Genomic DNA, 19,107 nt, shown 5'->3' on the forward strand with positions numbered 1-19,107 from the left:
CCGATCCCGACGCGGGCACAACCGTCGCGGTCGCCGAGGCGGCATGACGATTGTCATTAACGAAAGCGTGATTGCGCCTTTTGCAATTGCACCGATCCTTGCTGCGATGCACAAAGACCGTGCCTTTCAGGCATCCTCTCCTAAAAACTTTTCGGCCGGTCGCAAGACCGGCCTTTTTTTTGGCCGCGGACTACGCTATTCGATCCTTGCCCAGAACGCGCCGTCAACGAAATATACGGAGCGGAGCCAGCCGGTAAAAGCCGGCACCGGCACGTTTCGGGACGCGGGGGATCGAGTGTACCGGCTGACGGACTCTCCCCCGCGGTTTCCCTGATCCAATCTTCCATCGCGGCAAACGCCGACCTTCCCCCACGTCTACAATATCCCTGGACGACATGCCCACGCTGCGGATGTCCGCCGGGGAGACATGACGCACGATGACCTGTTCCAGCCGCCGCAATGCCTTAGTGACGACCTTCCATCGCATCTGGTTCGGCGATGCGACAATTCCCGAGCGGTACGAGCAATATTGGCGGGCGTGGCAGCGTCAGTTTCCGCAATGCCGGTTCGTCACCTGGACGGATGCGGACATCGATCGACTGCCGCTCAGCCGCGATCGCCTTCGCGAGTTCAGGAGCCACGCCACCCGGGCCGACCTCGCCCGCTACGAGATCCTCCATGCGGAGGGGGGCATCTATCTCGACTGCGACATCAAGCCACATATGCCGTTCGCCGTCGATGACATGACGAGCCGGCTTACGGTCTGCAATGAGACCGAGGCTACCGATTACTGCTCGATCGGCTTCATCGCCACGCCGCCCGGCCACCCGCTGTTCCTGGAACTGACCAACCATATCCTGCAAAGCCCGATCGACGAGACGCGTCCCAATGTCGCCACCGGTCCGTGGCTATTCGGCGCGGCGCTGCAACGGCACCCGCACCGGCGGCTGCCACCCGCCGCTTTCTATCCCTATCTCTACGACGAACCGCTGGCGGCGACCCGGATGCGCGACCTCGATCAGACGTTCGGCGTGCATATCTGGGGCGGATCGTGGCTGACACCCGCCGCGAAGCAGGACATCGCGCTAAAGCTGCTCGGCAAGGGTGATATCGCCGAGACCGCCGCCATCGTTGCGCGCCTCGACGGACCATGGGCGCAGGATGCCGCCGCAATGATCGACACGATCCGCGACATCCGGGAAAAGACGCTGCAGGTCGGCCCCGCGCTGTTCCCGGATCTGGCGATCAGATCCCATGATCGGCCTGCCTTCGAATTCGCCAAAGTGGTCGATTGGCTGTTGTCGCAGGATGCGAATCGCATGGTGTGGCAGATCGGCGCCGCCGACGGCACGCTGGTCGACCCGCTGCGCCCGGCATTGGTCAATTACGACCCGCCGGCGGTACTGCTCGAGCCCAACCCGCATCTCTTCGCGATGCTGAAACAGGCCTATGCCGGCAATTGCAACAGCCGCCTGCTTCCCGTCGCTTATGGCGCGCGCGCCGGCACATTGATCCTGAACGCGATCGATCCGGCCCGCGCCGTCGCTCTCGCCCTTCCCGACTGGGTGCTCGGTATCTCTTCGGTCTACGACGACCGCAACGCCCTTGGCGGCAAGACGATCGACGCGGCGACGACCGAGCGGATCCAGCGCTGCATCGATCGCATCCCCGTTCCGGTCATCGATCACCCGATGATGCTTGCCGAAGCGGGCGGGCGAGCCCCCGACATCCTCGGCGTCGATTCCGAAGGCATGGACCGCGAGATCATCGACGACATCCTCGTGCACGGCGCCCGGCCGCAGGTGATCCACTTTGAGATCCAATGCCTAGATCCCGCCGACCAGCAAGGATTGCTGGCAGCGCTGGCCGAACATTATGCGGTGATCGCTTTCGGCAACGACATGACCGCCTATCGCCACGACGTCCTGCTCGATTATGCCCGCGCGCTGTATGTCGATCATGGCCTGCCGACGATATTCGCGGGTGCCGTCGCCGGTATCAACGGCTTGGCCTGACGGCCTTAATCGTTTAAGTTCGCTCTTTCGTCACCCGGGGCTTGATCAAGACTTTTGAGAAAGCGCGGTGCTCCTGCGGCGGACGCAAAAGCCCAGGAGCCGCGGCGCCAGTGAAGGTCGATCCCGCCTCAGATCTTCCGCCCGAAGCCCCCCGGCACCGGCCGGCGCGGGACGAGCGGATTGGCTTCGCGTTCGAGCAGGCCGAGCGTTTCGAAGAACAGCGGCCGCAGTTGCACGACCAGTTCCAGCGCCTCCTCGCAGGTGTCCTGCCGCTCGACGCAGCCGCGGGCGAGTTCCTCGATCGATTCGGCCAGCGTCGCCAGCGGCTCGGCGCCGAACTGGCGCGCCTCGCCCTTCAGCGTATGGGCGGGGATGACGATCGCCGCGGCGCTGCTGGTACGCATCGCCTGTTCGATCGCGACCACCGACTTGACGCCGTCTTCGCGGAAATAGCCGAGGATGCGCACGAAACCGGCGCCGAGGTCGCTGCGCGCCTGCGCGAACACGGCCCAGTCCACCAACGTGCTGCCTGCGAACGACACTGCCTTCTCCCCTCGGCCGTGGGGACATCCCACATCGGTTCGCCGGCGATCCTAAGCCCAAGCGGTAAACACGACGTTGCCAAGTCTTGCCGCTTATTCCTTGTTGTCGAACGGATTCTTCGGCGCGCGAAAGGTCATGCGGACCGGAACGGCGCCGAAGCCCAGTTCCTTGCGCATCGAATTGACGAGATAGCGTTCGTAGCTTGCCGGCAATTGGTCGACGCGGGTGCCGAACACCACGAAGCTCGGCGGCCGCGTCTTGACCTGCGTGACGTAGCGCATCTTGATCCGCTTGCCGCCGGGCGCGGGCGGTGGGTTCGCCTCGATCGCGCGTTCGAACCAGCGGTTCATCTCGCCGGTGCCGACGCGCTTCGACCATGCCTCGCGCGTATCGAACGCCGCCTGGATCAGCTGGTCGATGCCCTTGCCGGTCGCCGCCGACACCGTCATCACGGTGACGCCCTTCACCTGTGACAGGCCATCCTCGAGCGCGCGTTTGACGCCGTTGAACAAAGACGAGGCATTTTCGGCCACGTCCCATTTGTTGAGCGCGATCACCAGCGCGCGCCCCTCTTCGAGCACCTTGTCGGCGATGCGCAGGTCCTGCGCCTCCAGCCCCAGCGTCGCATCGAGCAGCAGCACGACGACCTCGGCGAAATCGACCGCGTGCAGCGCGTCGGCGACCGACATCTTCTCGAGCTTGTCCTGCACTTTGGCGCGCTTGCGCATGCCGGCGGTGTCGATCAGCCGCACCGGGCGCGGTTCGCCCTTCGGGTCTTGCCACAGCCAGTCGACCGCGATCGAATCGCGCGTGATCCCCGCTTCGGGGCCGGTGATCATCCGGTCCTCACCGAGCATGCGGTTGATCAGCGTCGACTTGCCCGCGTTGGGCCGACCGACGATCGCGAGCTTGAGCGGTGCGTCGGGCCGATCGTCCCCGTCCTCCTCGGGAATTGCGGCGAGCGCCTTCTCGATATGCGGCAGCAGCGCCTCGAACAGGTCGCCCATCCCCTCGCCATGTTCGGCGGACAATTGCACCGGGTCGCCGAAGCCGAGGCTGAGCGATTCGAGGATACCCTGTTCGCCCGCCCTGCCCTCGGCCTTGTTGGCGGCGAGGATCACCGGCGTGGTCGAGGACCGCAGCCAGCGGCCGATCTCCTCGTCGAGCGGCACGATGCCGGCGCGCGCGTCGAACAGGAACAGCGCGACGTCCGCCTGACCGATCGCCGCCTCGGTCTGGATGCGCATCCGGCCGGGCAGCGTCTGGGCGTCGTGATCCTCATAGCCCGCGGTGTCGATGACGCGGAAGTCGAGGCCGATCAGATGCGCATCGCCCTCGCGCCGGTCGCGGGTGACGCCGGGCCGGTCGTCGACGAGCGCGAGTTTCTTGCCGACCAGACGGTTGAACAGCGTCGACTTGCCGACGTTGGGACGGCCGACGATCGCGACGGTGGGAATACGGGACATGCCCCGGCTCTTAGAAGAGGTGGCGGGAAATACCAACTCCCGCACGACCCTCACTCCTCCCCCGCTAGGGGGAGGTGGTAGCGCGTAGCGCTGACGGAGGGGGAGGACAGGGCGGGAGCTTCGATAACGAGGCTCCCACCCTGTCCTCCCCCTCCACCGCTCGGCTGGCGCCGAGCGGTCCCCCTCCCCCTGGCGGGGGAGGATTTTGCAATTATCGATATGCGGTGATCTTGCCCGATTGCCCCAGCGTATACAGCGTCGACTTCACCACGATCGGCGGCAGCGCGAAACTGTCCTTCGCCTCGACCGTCGTCGCGATGCTGCCGTCGGTCGGCGAGGCGAACACCACCTGCCCCAGCGAATTGGTCAGCACCAGCCGCCCGCCCGCCAGCACCGGGCCGAACCAGGTGACCTGCGGCCCCTTGTTCTTCTTGGCGTTCTTGAACCGCTGCAATTGCGCGATCCAGCGTGCCTTGCCGTTCGACCGAGCGAGGCAGACGAGGCGCGCGTCGTCGGTGACGACGAACAGCCACTCGCCCGCGATCCACGGCGTCGAGATGCCGGCGAAATTCTGCTCCCACAGCCGCTGGCCAGTGGCGAGGTCGAGGCTGACCATGCGTCCGCCCTGGCCGACCGCGAACACGCGGCCATTGTCGACCACCGGCGCCGCGTCGATGTCCGACAGGCTCGACACCGAGGTGGTGATCGAGGTGCGCGACAATGCATCGCCCCACAGCACGCGGCCGTTCTCGTAGCGATAGGCGTTGAGCTCGCCGCTCGAGAAACCGGCGACGACCGTCCCCTGGCTGGCGGCGGGCGCGGCGACGCCGAACACGCCCTGCGTCTCGAGCGTGCCCGACTGCGCCCACTGGACCTTGCCGTCGCTCTGATCGAGCGCGAAGATTTGATTGTCCTGGCTCAGCACATAGACCGAGCCGTTGGCGACGGTCGGCGCGCCGCGCAGCGGCCCGCCCGGCTTGGCGCGCCAGATCTCCTTGCCGTCCGCGGCATTGAGCGCGACGACGTCGCCGACGCCGTCGGTCGCGAAGACGCGGCCCTCGTCGTAGCTCGCGCCGCCGCCGAAGCGCGCCGGGCGGTTCTCGTCGCCGCTGCTGACCGAGGCGTCCCACAATTTCGCGCCGGTATCAGCGGCGAAGGCATGGACCTGCGCGGCGACGTCGACAACGAACAATTTGTTGTCAGCGACCACCGGCGCCGCGCCGAGCCGCTCGCGGTTCGAGCCGCCGGCGATCGACGCCTGCCACGCGCGCGACGGCGTCGCGGCGAGTGCGAGCTGACCCATCGACTTGGCGGCATTGCCACCCGGCTGCGTCCAGGCATCGTTCGCCTCGGCAGCGGGCAGCGTCACCTGGATGTCGGCGATCGTGCTGTCCGCCTCGATCGCGTTTTCGGAGGCGAGGATCGGCACGCGCTCGCCGACCGTCGGGGTCTTCTTGGCGCCGCCCTTGAAGATGCCGCAGGAAGACAGCGCGATCAGCGCGGCGACGGCCACCGAGGCCCGATATCTGGTCGTCATTGCGCAGGTGCTTCCTTCGATTGTGCCGCGGCCGCGCTGGCGGGAGAGACGATGCGCACGGTCGCGCCGCCGTCGGCACCCGCGGTATCGACCCCCATCGTGCCGGCCATCTGAACCGCGCGTTGACGGATCGAGTCGGGGACGGCGTCGCTCTGCGCGAGCTGGCCGAACAGCCGGCCGGCGAGGTCCTTGCGGCCGCTGTCGAGATAGGCGATCGCGACCAGCTCGCCGGCGCTGCCGAAATAGGCGTTGCCCGGCACCGCCAGCGGCCGCAGCCGCTCGATGACGACCTGCGGCTTCAGCGTGTCGAATTCGGCGGTGGTCTGGCGGATCAGCGCGATGTCGCGAAACGGCTGCGCGAGGCTCGTGTCGGCGGCGATCTTGGCGAAGAGCGCGGCGGCGGCCTTGTCCTGCTTCTTGCCGAGCAGGATGTCGGCCTGCGTCATCAGCGCGAGCGCGCGATAGCCCTCGCGGCCCGAGCTGGCGATCGGCGCGAGCGCCTTGTTCGCCTGATCGGCCTGCCCCGCGCCGAGCGAGTCATAGGCCGCCTGCAATTGCTCGCCCTCGACGCCCGCCGCCTCGGTCTGGCGATGCTGCCAGTAGAGGACGCCGGCGAAGGCCGCGAGCGCCACCACGATTCCCGCGATCGTCCAGCGCCCGTAGCGCTCCCAGAAGGTGGTCAACTGATCGCGGCGCAGCTCGTCGTCGACTTCGCGCAGGAACGCTTGGTTGTTTTGCGGCGTGAGGGCCAAGGAGGGCTCCGGAACAGACAGAGGAAGTGGCGCGCACTCTTAGCGGCGACGTCGGCGAAACGAAAGCACGGGAAATGTGGCGGGTTGAGGGCGTCGCGTTCCTGAGCAAGAGCGACACTCCTCGCCGCAACCAAATTCCTCCCCCGCCAGGGGGAGGTGGCATGCCGCAGGCATGACGGAGGGGGAGGTAAGCGACGACTTCGGTTCCGTGTCCTCCCCCTCCGTCACGGCTTCGCCGCGCCACCTCCCTCTGGCGGGGGAGGAATTCGACTGAATATTATCAACCCTAGTCCTTCGCGGGATAGATCTGCTCGGGTCCCGGAAAGACGCGCGCGCGGACTTCGTCGGCATAGGCTTCGGCGGCGGCGGAGATCCGTCCGGCCATGTCGTCGTAGCGCTTCACGAAGCGCGCGGTCCGCTCGAACAGGCCGAGCATGTCCTCCGCCACCAGCACCTGCCCGTCGCATTGCGCCGAGGCGCCGATGCCGATCGTCGGACAGGCGATCGCCTGCGTGATGCGGATCGCGATCGGCTCCATCACGCCCTCGATCACCACCGCGAAGGCGCCCGCCTCGGCGATGGCGGTGGCGTCGGCGACGATCTTCGCCGCCTCCGCCTCGCTCTTGCCGCGCGCGCCATAGCCGCCGAGCACGTTGACCGCCTGCGGCGTCAGCCCGACATGGCCCATTACCGGGATGCCGCGTTCGCTGAGGAAGCGCACCGTCGGCGCCATCGCCTCGCCGCCCTCCAGCTTCACCGCCGCCGCGCCGGTTTCCTTGAGCAGGAACGCCGCGCTTTCGAACGCCTGCTGCGGCGAGGCCTCGTAGCTGCCGAACGGCATGTCGATGACGACGACGGCATGATAGCTGCCACGCACCACCGCCGCGCCATGCGCCGCCATCATCTGCAGCGTCACCGGCACCGTCGACGGCAGGCCGTAGATCACCTGCCCCAGGCTGTCGCCGACCAGCAGCATGTCGCAATGCGGATCGAGCAACTGCGCGGTACGCACGGTATAAGCGGTGAGCATCACCAACGGCTCGCCGCCGCCCTCCCGGCTCGACTTGCGCCGGCGGATCGCCGGCACGGTCAAGCGCTTGCGCGGCGCCGGGGTGGGATTGGCGCGGCTGGTGGCGGTATCGATGGTATAGGTGGTGGACATCGCGCGGCTGTACCGCGCGGCGCGGACGCGATCCAGAGCCGACGATCGGCGCCCTGCTCACCGTGTCGCGGCGTCGCCTTCCCCCAACGCCTGTTGCCATTCGGCCGGCTTGAACCCCACGAGCAGCGTCTCGTCCGCCTCGACCACCGGCCGCTTGATCATCGACGGCTGCGCGCACATCAGCGCCACCGCGCGCGCCGCGTCGAGATCGGCCTTGTCCGCCTCGGCCAAATTGCGGAACGTCGTCCCGGCGCGGTTGAGCAGCACCTCCCAGCCGCGCCGCGCCACCCAGCCTTCCAGTCGCGCCCGATCGACGCCCTGCGTCTTATAGTCGTGGAAATCGTAGGCGATCCCCGCCCCGTCCAGCCACGCCCGCGCCTTCTTCACCGTGTCGCAATTGCGGATGCCATAAACGATCGTGCTCATGCGTCGCCCTTACCACGCCGTGAGCAGGACGCCACGCGCGCCATCGGCACCGCGCCCCAAGGGTTCGGATTGCGCCGGAATGACGGTTGGGAGAGAGCGTATCCCCCACCCCCAAAACCGTCATTCCCGCGCAGGCGGGGATGACGACGGAAGGGGTGTCCCCGTATGACCCTCCGCGTTGCCCCGAGGTGATCGGACGTACGCCCTATCGTCATCCCGGCGAACGCCGGGACCCATGGACACGATGCAACCAGCGTCGGCCCCACCATCGGCGTTCCGCATCCATGGGTCCCGGCCTGCGCCGGGATGACGATGGGAGAACGCGCATCCGCACGACCTATCCGATCGCGGAGGGGCGGCCTCACGCGATCCGCGGCCCCCTCCCCGGATCATCCCCTGAACCCGCTCGTTGCACGGGTAGAACCCGCATCCCATCACGGCTACCACCGCCCCATGACCGACGCCTTCCCCTCGATCCACCGCCATCAGTTCGCCCGCGTCGCCGCCGCGACGCCGCTCGCCAGCGTCGGCGACGTCGCCGCCAACGTCGCCGCGACCGTCGCGATGGCGGGCGAGGCGCACGATCGCGGCGTCGATCTCGTCGTCTTCCCCGAGCTCAACCTCACCTCCTACGCGATCGACGATCTCCATCTGCAATCGGCGCAGCAGCGCGCCAGCGAGGCCGCGGTCCTCGCGGTCGCCGAACAGACCGCCGGTCTCGCCCCGCTGCTGCTCGTCGGCGCCGCGCTGGTCCGCAACGGCCGGCTCTACAACACCGCGGTCGCACTCCACCGCGGCCGCATCCTCGGCGTCGTGCCCAAGACCTTCCTGCCCAATTACCGCGAATATTACGAAAAGCGCTGGTTCGCCTCCGGCCTCGGCCTGCACGGCCTGACGATCCGCCTCGGCGACGCCGACGTGCCGTTCGGCACCGACCTGCTCTTCGCCGCCGACGATCTGCCCGGCTTCGTCGTCCATGCCGAAATCTGCGAGGATTATTGGGCGCCCACCCCGCCCTCGACCGCCGGCGCAATCGCGGGCGCGACGATCTGCTGCAACCTCAGCGCCTCCAACATCGTCATCGGCAAGGGGCGCGAGCGGATGCTGCTCGCCGCCGCGCAATCGGCGCGCACGTCTTCCGCCTACGTCTATTCCGCCGCCGGACCGGGGGAGAGCACCACCGATGTCGCGTGGGACGGTCAGGGCTTCGTCTACGAATGCGGCGACCTGATGGTCGAATCGAAGCGCTTCGTGCAGGCGCCCGAACTCGCCGTCGTCGACGTCGATCTCGAACGGATCGTGCAGGAGCGGCTGCGCAACGGCACGTTCAACGATTCGGCCGCCGCCGCCGGTCATCCCGAGACACGCGTCCGCCGCATCGGCTTCGCGCATCAGCCGAGCCTCACCGACATCGGTCTCGAACGGCCGATCCGCCGCTTCCCCTTCGTCCCCAACGACCCCGCCCGCCGCGACGAGGATTGTTACGAAGCCTTCAACATTCAGGTCGAGGCGCTGTCCAAGCGGCTCGCCGCCACGACATCGAAGACGTTGGTCATCGGCGTGTCCGGCGGCCTCGACTCGACGCATGCGCTGATCGTCGCGGCCAAGGCGATGGACCGGCTCGGCCGGCCGCGCGCCGACATCCTCGGCTTCACCATGCCCGGCTTCGCCACCGGCGACGCCACCAAGAGCAACGCCTGGGCGCTGATGCGCGCGCTCGGCTGCACCGCCGACGAGATCGACATCCGTCCCGCCGCGCGCCAGATGCTCGCCGACATGGGCCACCCCTTCGCCAAAGGCGAGGCGATCTACGACGTCACCTTCGAAAACGTGCAGGCGGGGCTGCGCACCGATTACCTGTTCCGCCTCGCCAACCAGCGCGGCGGCATCGTGCTCGGCACCGGCGACCTCAGCGAGCTGGCGCTGGGCTGGTGCACCTATGGCGTCGGCGACCAGATGAGCCATTATGCGGTCAACAGCGGCGTGCCCAAGACGCTGATCCAGTTCCTGATCCGCTGGTGCATCCGCACCGGCCAATATGACGAGGCCACCAACGGGGTGCTGTCGACGATCCTCGGCCAGGAGATCTCCCCCGAGCTCGTCCCGGCCGGGGCCGACGGCACGATGCAGAGCACCGAGTCGATGATCGGCCCCTATCCGCTCAACGACTTCTTCGCGCATTACGTCGTCCGTCACGGGCTCGCCCCGTCGAAGGTCGCCTTTCTTGCCTGGCATGCGTGGCGCGACGCGGCGTCAGGGCATTGGCCGGCGGACTTTCCCGCCGAGGCGCGCACCGCCTACGATCTGCCGACGATCAAACATTGGCTGGAGCGGTTCGTCGTCCGTTTCTTCCAGCTCAGCCAGTTCAAACGTTCCGCCATTCCCAACGGGCCGAAGGTGTCGGGCGGCGGCGCGTTGAGCCCGCGCGGCGACTGGCGCGCGCCCTCGGACGGCACGGCGGCCGTGTGGCTCGACGAGTTGCGCCGAAACGTTCCATAGAATCTTGCCTTTATAAGGGGGCAGGCGCATTATGAAGATCTGATGACACCGCCTCCCCGGGATGGCTCGCGCGATCGCCGGATCGAGGACCCATCGAATCTCTATTTGATTCACCCAGCGTCGCACGCCCTGCTCCCCCTTGCCCTGCGGCACGGTGTCTCGGCCAATATGGTCTCGCTGATCGGCCTCGCCTGCGGCACGGTCGCGGCGATCGCCTATGCGCATTGGCGCGATCCGGCGATGGCGCTGGTCGGTCTGGTGTTCTCGGTGGCCTGGCTGGTCGCCGACGGACTCGACGGCATGATCGCGCGCGCGACCAAGACCGCGAGCGCGCTCGGCCGCACGCTCGACGGGCTGTGCGACCACGGTGTCTTCGCGCTGATCTATCTGTCGCTCGCCTGGACGATCGGCACCACCGGCGGCTGGATGCTCGCCATCGCCGCGGGCGGCTGCCACGCGGTCCAGTCGAGCCTTTACGAAGGCGAGCGCGCCCGCTTCCACCGCCGCACCCGCGGCACGCCGCTTGCCACGGTGCCGGTGCCGACCGGCATGGTCCTCGTCCGCCTGTACGACAGCGTCGCGGGGTCGGTCGACCGCATCTCGATGCCGTTCGAGCGCCGCTTCGGAGCCGCCGAGAACCCGTCCGCCTTCGCCGCCGCTTATGCCGCCGCCGCCGTTCCGGTGATGCGGCTGCAGTCGCTGCTCACCGCCAACGTCCGCGTCTGGGCGGTGTGCGCCGCGTGCCTGCTCGGCAGCCCACGCCTCTTTTTCTGGTTCGAGATCGTCCCGCTGACGCTGGTCTGCGCGGTCGGTCTTTACCGCCACCGGCGCGTCGAGCGCCGTTTCGTTCACGGCGCCACGCCGCAGTCCATTCTTTATCCAAGCGAACAGGGTCATTCATGAAGAGCATCAACATCGCCATCGTCGGCATCGGCAACTGCGCGAGCTCGCTCGTCCAGGGGCTGGAGCATTATCGCGAAGGCGCCAACGATCTCGTCGGCCTGATGCACTGGGAACTCGGCGGCTATAAGCCTTCCGACATCAAGGTCGTCGCCGCCTGGGACGTCGACACGCGCAAGGTCGGCAAGGACGTCGCCGAGGCGATCTTCGCCAAGCCGAACTGCACCGCCGTCTTCGCCGCCAACGTGCCGGCGACCGGCACCGTCGTGAAGATGGGCGCGGTGCTCGACGGCGTCGCCGACCATATGGCCGATTATAAGGACGACCGCACCTTCATCGTCGCCAACGACACGCAGCCGAGCAAGGCCGACGTCGTCGCCGAGCTGAAGGCGAGCGGCACCGACGTGCTGATGAACTACCTGCCCGTCGGCAGCCAGCAGGCGACCGAATTCTACGCCGAATGCGCGCTCGAGGCGGGCGTCGCCTTCGTCAACAACATCCCGGTGTTCATCGCGTCGAACCCCGAATGGGCGAAGAAGTTCGAGGATGCCGGCGTCGCGATCATCGGCGACGACATCAAGGCACAGCTCGGTGCGACGATCGTCCACCGCGTGCTGACCGACCTGTTCGCCAAGCGCGGCGTCAAGCTCGACCGGACCTATCAGCTCAACACCGGCGGCAACACCGACTTCCTCAACATGTCGAACCACCGCCGTCTCGAATCGAAGAAGATCTCGAAGACGGAGGCGGTCCAGTCGGTCGCGGCGGAGCGGCTCGACGACGACAACGTCCACATCGGCCCGTCGGATTACGTGCCGTGGCAGAACGACAACAAGGTCTGCTTCCTGCGCATGGAAGGCCAGTTGTTCGGCGGCGTGCCGATGAACCTCGAACTGCGCCTCTCGGTCGAGGATTCGCCCAATTCGGCGGGCGTCGCGATCGACATGATCCGCTGCGCGGCGATTGCCAAGGACCGCGGCATCGCCGGCGTCATCGATCCCGCCAGCGCCTATTTCTGCAAGCATCCGCGCACGCAGATGACCGACGACCTCGCCCAGACCGCGGTCGAAGCGTTCATCAAGGCCGCCTGATGATCACCACGGGCCTGCTGCTCGCCGCCGGACAGGGCAGCCGGCTCCGTGCGGTGACGCCGTTCAAGCCGCTCTGCCCGGTGGCGGGGCGCGCCTTGATCGACCATGCGCTCGACGGCATGGCGGCGGCGGGGCTGACCCGCGCGATCGTCTCGCTCGGCTATGGCGCCGACGCGATCGCCGCCCACCTCGCCGGCCGGCAATGGCCGCTCGAGGTGGTGACGGTGATGACCGACTATCACCAGCCCAACGGCGTGTCGGCACTGGCGGCGCGCGCGCTGATCGGGCCCCAGGGCGCGGTGCTCGCGATGTGCGATCACCTCGTCCAGCCGCGCCACTATCGCCGTCTCGCCAGGGCGGGCGCCGGCGACGGCCTGCGGCTCGGCATCGACCGCCGTCTCGGCCATGCCTGGGTCGACCCGCTCGACGTCACCTGCGTCGCGACGCGCGGCGACGCGATCGTCGCGATCGGCAAGGGCCTCGAACCGCACGATTGCTACGACACCGGCATCTTCGCGGTCTCGCAACGCTTCTTCGAGGTGCTGGCAACGCTCGACAGCCCGTCGCTCACCGAAGGCGTCCGCCTGCTAGCCGCCGAAGGCAGCGCCAAGATCGTCGATTGCAGCGACCTCGACTGGCTGGACGTCGACGACGCGCCGGCATTCGCCCACGCCGAAGGCTGGATGACCAAGCTCGCGGCCTGACCCGGCGTTCCCCTCGCGGGATTGGGCTTTCGCACCTAGCCGTTCATTTGGACCCTGCCGTGTTCTAAGCTTACTCCGTCACCCCGGACTTGTTCCGGGGTCCACCCTGCGGCGAGGAGAAAGGCTTGATTCGACACCGTTCCCCTGCGGCCCAGTAGACCCCGGAACGAGTCCGGGGTGACGAACCATATGAGGAAGCCGGTCGAACCTCATCACCGCAGCCATATACGACATCCCTCCCCCGCGGGGGAGGATTGTTTAATCCGATGCCGAAACTGGCGAATTAGAGAAACGTCTTCGCAACGAACGTCAGCGGTCGATACTATCCTGTCGCTGCGCAGATGCGATCCGCGTGGCCTCGCGCTTCCAGTCGTCCTGGGTCTTGCAGACCGTCCGGCCGGTCTTGCGTACCGTCAGGCACTGCTTTTCGGCACCCCGCGTGCCGGATCCGTAATAAGCATTGAACGCCATTCGGTTCAGTGCATTCTCTCCCGCACCGCGAACCTCCGCAGTCGAAGGATACGGCGTTCCTGCCCGCGTCTGTGCCGAAACCGACCCGCAGACGGCCAGACTTACGATGATCGAAACGGCAAGCTTCATGGTGACTCAGCCTTTTGTTCTAACGTCTAGAACAACAGCCTAGCACCACTACTGTTCCGTACGCCATCATCTTCCCGGTAGCCCGTCCGCATCAGCCGCCCGCCACCACCTTGACCCCCGCCGCTTGATCCCCGACACCGCGCCGCGTGACGCACCTCCCCCCGCCCCCCGCCGACCTGCTCCGCGACGCCGCTTTGTTCCTCGACTTCGACGGCACGCTCGTCGAGCTCGCCGAGCATCCGGAGGCGGTCGCGGTCGACGCGCGCCTCGCCGCATTGATCGAGCGGCTGTCGGATCGGCTCGACGGTCGCGTCGCGATCATCTCCGGCCGCCCGGTCGGCGGCATCCGCGCCCTGTTCGGCGATCCGCATTTCGCCATCTCGGGCAGCCACGGGCTTGAGGTGCGCTGGCCCGACGGACGGCACGAACGCGCGGAACGCCCGGCCACCCTCGACCGTATAGTGACCGAGATGAAAGCCTTCGCAACTGCAACATCGGGTGTGCTGGTCGAGGAGAAGCCGCTCGGCGCCGCGCTCCACTATCGCGCCGAGCCGGCCGCCGAAACCGCGGCGCACGCCCTCGCCACCCGCCTCGCCGCCGACGCCGGCCTGCACCTCCAGACCGGCAAGATGATGGTCGAGGTGCGCGTCCCCGGCGCCGACAAGGGCACGGCGCTCCACGCGCTCATGCAGAGTCCCGCGATGGCCGGCCGCCGCCCCGTCTTCCTCGGCGACGACGATACCGACGAGCCGGCGATGGTCGCCGCGCGTACGCTCGGCGGCGCCGGCGTGCTGATCGGCGCGCCGCGTGACACTGCCGCCGCTTATCGTCTCGATACCGTCGCCCAGACCCTCCAATGGCTCGAAGCCGCAACCGAAAGCCTCGCCGCATGACCCCTGAGCCCGATGCGTCCGCGATGAGCGTCGACCTCTGGCCGATCGGCAATTGCCAGGTCAGCGCGTTGATCGACCGGGCCGGCCGCTTCGTCTGGGCGTGCGTGCCGCGCGTCGACGGCGATCCGCTCTTCTCGGCGCTGGTCGGCGGCGCGGAGCCGGACAGCGGCTATTGGTCGATCGGCATCGAGAATTCGGTCAAGGTCGAACAGCACTATATCCGCAACACGCCGATCCTCGTCAGCACGCATACCGACGATGCCGGCAACGTGCTGGAAGTCACCGACTTCTGCCCGCGTTTCGTGCGGACGGGGCGCACCTATCGCCCGGTCGCCTTCGCGCGCATCGTCCGGCCGATCGCCGGCAGCCCGCGCGTCACCGTCAAGCTGCGCACCACCTGCGGCTGGGGCGGCACCTGCCGCGAACAGATAGGCGGCTCCAACCATCTGCGCATCCTGCTCGATTCGATGCAGCTGCGTCTCACCACCACCGCGCCGATCGGCATGGTGCAGGAAGAGCGCGCCTTCCGCCTCGAACGGCCGCTGCATTTCTTCCTCGGGCCGGACGAAAGCTTCAGCGGCGACCTCGCCGAGACGCTCGAGGCGATGCTCGCGCAGACGATCACCGAATGGCAGGAATGGGTGCGCGGCCTCGCCATCCCGCTCGAATGGCAGGACGTGGTGATCCGCTCGGCGATCACGCTCAAATTGTGCCAGCACGAGGAGACCGGCGCGATCGTCGCCGCGCTCACCACCTCGATCCCCGAACACGCCGGGTCGGAGCGCAACTGGGACTATCGCTATTGCTGGGTGCGCGACGCCTATTACACCGTACAGGCGCTCAACCGGCTCGGCGCGCTCGACGTGCTGGAGGGCTATCTCGGCTATCTGCGCAACATCGTCGACAGCGCGGCGGGCGGTCATATCCAGCCGCTGTACGGCGTGCTCGGCGAACCGACGCTCGAGGAACGCTTCGCCCCCGGCCTCACCGGCTATCGCGGCATGGGACCGGTGCGCGTCGGCAATCAGGCCTATGAGCAGATCCAGCACGACGCCTATGGCCAGATCGTGCTGTGCAGCGTCCACGCCTTTTTCGACCAGCGGCTGTTCCGCCAGTCGGGGCGCGAGGATTTCGAGAGCCTCGAACATGTCGGCGAACGGGCGTGGCAGTTCCACGACCAGCCCGACGCCGGATTGTGGGAGCTGCGCACGCGGCAGAGCGTCCACACCTATTCGTCGGCGATGTGCTGGGCGGCGTGCGACCGGCTCGCCAATGCCGCGCACGTCCTGGGCCTCGAAGATCGTCGCGCCTTCTGGCAGGATCGCGCCGACACGATACGCGCCGAAATCGAGACGCGCGCGTGGCGGCCCGAGACCAACCGCATGTCGGCGACCTTCTCGGGCGACGATCTCGACGCCAGCCTGATCCAGCTGCTCGACCTGCGCTTCTTCGAGCCCGACGATCCCCGCTTCATCGGCACGCTGGAGGCGGTGGAAAAGGGCCTGCGCCGTGGCAGCCACATGCTGCGCTACGATACCGAAGACGATTTCGGCCTGCCCGAAACGGCGTTCAACGTCTGCACCTTCTGGCTGATCGAGGCGCTGCATTTCACCGGCCGCCACGCCGATGCGCGCGCGCTGTTCGACGAGATGCTGGCACGGCGCACCGCAGCGGGGCTTCTCTCCGAGGATATCGACCCGACATCGGGGGAATTGTGGGGCAATTACCCGCAGACCTATTCGCTGGTCGGCATGATCAACTGTGCCGCCCTGTTGTCTAAACCATGGAGTTCGATCCGCTGAGCCGCCTGATCATCATATCCAATCGCGTTTCTGCCCCGAAGGGCTCCGACTCCGGTGCACAGGGCGGCCTTGCGGTCGCGCTCGCCTCCGCATTGCGCGAATATAAGGGGATCTGGTTCGGCTGGTCGGGCGATCAGACCGACGAATATACCGGCCAGATCACCTTCCAGCGCAACGAAGGCGTCACCACCGCCACCGTCGACCTCGAAGAGCAGGATATCGACGAATACTACAACGGCTATGCCAACCGCACGCTCTGGCCGCTGTTCCATTACCGGGTCGATCTGGCCGAATACGAACGTGAATTCGCCGGCGGCTATCAGCGCGTCAACGAACGCTTCGCCGATACCGTCCAGCCGCTGATCGAAGAGGACGACGCGGTCTGGATCCAGGACTATCACCTGTTCCCGCTCGGCGAGGAATTGCGCAAACGCGGCGCGACCAACCGGCTCGGCTTCTTCCTGCACATTCCCTGGCCGCCGCGCCGGCTGCTGTCGATCCTGCCCGAAGCACAGGCGTTGGTGCGCAGCCTGTTCGCCTATGACGTCATCGGCTTCCACACCGACGAATGGCTGCATTCGTTCCGCGACTATGCGCTCGCCGAACTCGGCGCGCGGATGGAAGGCGACGAGCTGGTGCTCGACGATCGCCGGGTGAAGGTGATGGCCTGCCCGATCGGCATCGACGCCAAGGAATTCGCCGGCCTCGCCACCAGCACGCGCGGGCGCCTCGCCTTCCGCCAGATGCGCGACGCCGCGGTCGGCCGCGATATGATCGTCGGCGTCGACCGGCTCGATTATTCCAAGGGGCTGGAGGAGCGGTTCCTCGGCTACGAACGCTTCCTTAACGAGCATCCGGAAGAGCGCAAGGAAGTCACCCTGCTCCAGATCGCGCCGCCCAGCCGCGCGACCGTCGGCAGCTATCAGAAGATCCGCAGCACGCTCGAAGGTCTCGCGGGGCGGATCAACGGCGGCTATGCCGATATCGACTGGGTGCCGATCCGCTACGTCAACCAGGGCTATCCGCGCGACGTGCTCGCCGGCATCTATCGCGCCGCCAAGATCGGCCTCGTCACGCCGCTGCGCGACGGCATGAACCTCGTCGCCAAGGAATATGTCGCGGCGCAGAATCCGGAGGACCCCGGCGTGCTGATCCTGTCGCGCTTCGCCGGTGCCGCCTGCCAGCTCACCGACGCCGTGCTGATCAATCCCTATTCCGCCGAGGAGATGTCCGACGCGATCATGCTCGCGCTGCGCATGCCGCGCGAGGAACGGATCGAACGCTGGACCAAGATGATGGACGTCATCACCCGCGAGGATATCGGCTGGTGGCGCAAGACCTTCACCGATGCGCTGATGGGTCCGACGGTGGAGACGGAGCAGGAGCAGACGGAGCCCGCATGAGACGTTCCCGGGGCAGCGCCTCGGGCATTTCGGCGCGGATGAAGGCATAGATCGCTTCGCGCACGTCGCAGCGCAGGTCGAAAGCGGTCGAGGCGTCCTTGGCGGTCATCAGCCCGCGCAGCTCCATCGTCCCGTCCGGCTTCGAATCGGTCACCTGCAGATTGAAGAAGCGCTGGTCCCAGCGCGGATTGGCGCGGACGACCTCCTCCAGCTTGGCGCGGATGCGCGGCACGTCGGCGGCGGGATCGAGATACCAGAAGACCGAGCCGAGCAACGCGCTCGTCTCGCGGGTCCAGTTCTGGAAGCTGTTCTCGAGGAACTTGGACACCGGCACCACCAGCCGCCGGTCGTCCCAGATCCGCACGACGACATAGGTCAGGCGGATGTCCTCGATCCGCCCCCATTCATTGTCGATAATGACGACGTCGTCGATGCGGATCGGCTCGGTGAACGCCATCTGGATGCCGGCGATCAGGTTCTTGAGCGCGGGCTGCGCCGCGGCACCGATCGCGAGGCCGGCGACGCCCGCGGAGGCCGCCAGCGTCACGCCGATCGTGCGGACGCTGGGGATGCTCATCAGCATCATCATCACGGTCAGCAGGATCAGCACGAACACGCCGATTCGGTGGAGGATGCTGATCCGCGTACGCCGCCGCCGCGCGCGCAGATTGTCGGTGGCGGTGATGTCGAACCGCACCTCGCTGAGGTCGCGATAGGCGGTGAGCGCGGCGAGCAGCATCCAGCCGAACATCGCCGGGGTGAGCAATCCGATCACCCGCTGCCAGATCGTCTCCCAATAGCGCGGCAGGTCGAGCCCCGGCCCCGACGCGGCGAGTGCGACGCCGATCATCAGCCAGAAGGTCGGCCGCCCGAGCCGCGCGATGAGGATATCGTCGGTCTTGGTCGCGGTCCGGCTGGCGACCTTGCGCAGCACCGCGAACAGGATGCGATGCACCACCGCCAGGATCAGCACGAAGACCAATACCCCGGCCAGCCGGGCCTGCCATTCGGGCAACGTCACGTCGAGATAGGGGATACGCATCGGGCTAACACGCACGACCGCGGTTAAGGCTCCCTTGCTTGCGATGGTTCATGCTGCGGCTGCGAAGAAGGGTGTTTACGCGGAGGCGTGAGACGAATGATTTACGCTGAAGCGTTGAGCCTGTGAGATTGAGGGTCGGGTCCGTGGATCACCCGGCATCCTTCCACCACCGTTCGTACTGAGCTTGTCGAAGTACGGTGGGACTCACCTGCCCTTCGACAAGCTCAGGGCGAACGGGCCGGGGGTGGATCAGCGAGATCAGGCATGTCTCC

The 19,107-nt window shown here is 67.1% G+C and carries 17 protein-coding genes; 9 read left to right on the forward strand and 8 right to left on the reverse strand.

All coding sequences use genetic code 11. The annotated features are described in order from the left end of the window. Window positions 1-43: 43 nt before the first annotated feature. Both AC07U4_RS06290 and AC07U4_RS06295 read left to right on the forward strand, forming a co-directional pair. A complete protein-coding gene (locus AC07U4_RS06290) occupies window positions 44-334 on the forward strand; it encodes a hypothetical protein (protein WP_156143788.1) in 291 nt (96 codons plus the stop codon). 103 nt (window positions 335-437) lie between these two features. Then, window positions 438-2,015 (forward strand): glycosyltransferase, encoded by a 1,578-nt coding sequence (locus tag AC07U4_RS06295; protein ID WP_495194790.1) that lies wholly within the window; start codon window positions 438-440, stop codon window positions 2,013-2,015. A gap of 128 nt (window positions 2,016-2,143) precedes the next feature. Here the strand turns inward: AC07U4_RS06295 and AC07U4_RS06300 are convergent, their stop codons facing one another. From AC07U4_RS06300 to AC07U4_RS06325, 6 genes are all read right to left on the reverse strand, one after another. After that, complete coding sequence (locus tag AC07U4_RS06300) at window positions 2,144-2,557, reverse strand: Hpt domain-containing protein (protein WP_038661039.1); 414 nt, start codon at window positions 2,555-2,557, stop codon at window positions 2,144-2,146. Between the two features lie 93 nt (window positions 2,558-2,650). Beyond that, the gene (gene der / locus AC07U4_RS06305; protein ID WP_495194791.1) at window positions 2,651-4,024 is read right to left on the reverse strand and encodes a ribosome biogenesis GTPase Der; all 1,374 of its coding nucleotides are present in this window, start codon (window positions 4,022-4,024) and stop codon (window positions 2,651-2,653) included. Between the two features lie 211 nt (window positions 4,025-4,235). Continuing rightward, on the reverse strand, window positions 4,236-5,561 hold the full coding sequence (locus AC07U4_RS06310) for an outer membrane protein assembly factor BamB family protein (protein ID WP_038661044.1): 1,326 nt from the start codon (window positions 5,559-5,561) through the stop codon (window positions 4,236-4,238). Beyond that, the gene (locus AC07U4_RS06315) at window positions 5,558-6,313 is read right to left on the reverse strand and encodes a tetratricopeptide repeat protein (protein WP_495194792.1); all 756 of its coding nucleotides are present in this window, start codon (window positions 6,311-6,313) and stop codon (window positions 5,558-5,560) included. The genes AC07U4_RS06310 and AC07U4_RS06315 overlap by 4 nt, the downstream gene beginning before the upstream one ends. Before the next feature lie 286 nt (window positions 6,314-6,599). Next, window positions 6,600-7,475: a 3-methyl-2-oxobutanoate hydroxymethyltransferase gene (gene panB / locus AC07U4_RS06320; RefSeq protein WP_495194793.1), complete on the reverse strand. Its 876-nt coding sequence runs from the start codon at window positions 7,473-7,475 to the stop codon at window positions 6,600-6,602. A gap of 57 nt (window positions 7,476-7,532) precedes the next feature. After that, on the reverse strand, window positions 7,533-7,901 hold the full coding sequence (locus AC07U4_RS06325) for an ArsC family reductase (protein ID WP_495194794.1): 369 nt from the start codon (window positions 7,899-7,901) through the stop codon (window positions 7,533-7,535). Between the two features lie 453 nt (window positions 7,902-8,354). On the opposite strand from AC07U4_RS06325, the gene AC07U4_RS06330 reads away from it, so the two are divergent. The 4 genes from AC07U4_RS06330 to AC07U4_RS06345 are packed head-to-tail and all read left to right on the forward strand — an operon-like array spanning window position 8,355 to window position 13,095. Then, on the forward strand, window positions 8,355-10,400 hold the full coding sequence (locus AC07U4_RS06330) for an NAD(+) synthase (protein ID WP_495194795.1): 2,046 nt from the start codon (window positions 8,355-8,357) through the stop codon (window positions 10,398-10,400). Between the two features lie 42 nt (window positions 10,401-10,442). Further along, complete coding sequence (locus tag AC07U4_RS06335) at window positions 10,443-11,303, forward strand: CDP-alcohol phosphatidyltransferase family protein (RefSeq protein ID WP_495194796.1); 861 nt, start codon at window positions 10,443-10,445, stop codon at window positions 11,301-11,303. Then, window positions 11,300-12,391, forward strand: a complete 1,092-nt coding sequence (locus tag AC07U4_RS06340) for an inositol-3-phosphate synthase (protein WP_038661061.1) — start codon at window positions 11,300-11,302, stop codon at window positions 12,389-12,391. The genes AC07U4_RS06335 and AC07U4_RS06340 overlap by 4 nt, the downstream gene beginning before the upstream one ends. Then, the gene (locus AC07U4_RS06345; protein ID WP_495194797.1) at window positions 12,391-13,095 is read left to right on the forward strand and encodes a phosphocholine cytidylyltransferase family protein; all 705 of its coding nucleotides are present in this window, start codon (window positions 12,391-12,393) and stop codon (window positions 13,093-13,095) included. The genes AC07U4_RS06340 and AC07U4_RS06345 overlap by 1 nt, the downstream gene beginning before the upstream one ends. Window positions 13,096-13,404: 309 nt before the next feature. Here AC07U4_RS06345 and AC07U4_RS06350 read toward each other — a convergent pair whose 3' ends face one another. Further along, window positions 13,405-13,695 (reverse strand): hypothetical protein, encoded by a 291-nt coding sequence (locus tag AC07U4_RS06350; RefSeq protein WP_495194798.1) that lies wholly within the window; start codon window positions 13,693-13,695, stop codon window positions 13,405-13,407. 146 nt (window positions 13,696-13,841) lie between these two features. On the opposite strand from AC07U4_RS06350, the gene otsB reads away from it, so the two are divergent. The 3 genes from otsB to AC07U4_RS06365 are packed head-to-tail and all read left to right on the forward strand — an operon-like array spanning window position 13,842 to window position 17,793. Further along, window positions 13,842-14,588: a trehalose-phosphatase gene (otsB, locus tag AC07U4_RS06355; protein WP_495194799.1), complete on the forward strand. Its 747-nt coding sequence runs from the start codon at window positions 13,842-13,844 to the stop codon at window positions 14,586-14,588. Window positions 14,589-14,611: 23 nt separating this feature from the next. Next, window positions 14,612-16,390: a glycoside hydrolase family 15 protein gene (locus tag AC07U4_RS06360; protein WP_038661070.1), complete on the forward strand. Its 1,779-nt coding sequence runs from the start codon at window positions 14,612-14,614 to the stop codon at window positions 16,388-16,390. Further along, window positions 16,372-17,793, forward strand: a complete 1,422-nt coding sequence (locus tag AC07U4_RS06365; RefSeq protein WP_137899855.1) for an alpha,alpha-trehalose-phosphate synthase (UDP-forming) — start codon at window positions 16,372-16,374, stop codon at window positions 17,791-17,793. The genes AC07U4_RS06360 and AC07U4_RS06365 overlap by 19 nt, the downstream gene beginning before the upstream one ends. Here AC07U4_RS06365 and AC07U4_RS06370 read toward each other — a convergent pair. After that, window positions 17,732-18,835: a mechanosensitive ion channel family protein gene (locus AC07U4_RS06370; RefSeq protein ID WP_495180632.1), complete on the reverse strand. Its 1,104-nt coding sequence runs from the start codon at window positions 18,833-18,835 to the stop codon at window positions 17,732-17,734. The genes AC07U4_RS06365 and AC07U4_RS06370 overlap by 62 nt on opposite strands. Window positions 18,836-19,107: the final 272 nt, after the last annotated feature.

It is taken from the genome of Sphingomonas sp. GW821-FHT02B09 (genome assembly GCF_059421875.1).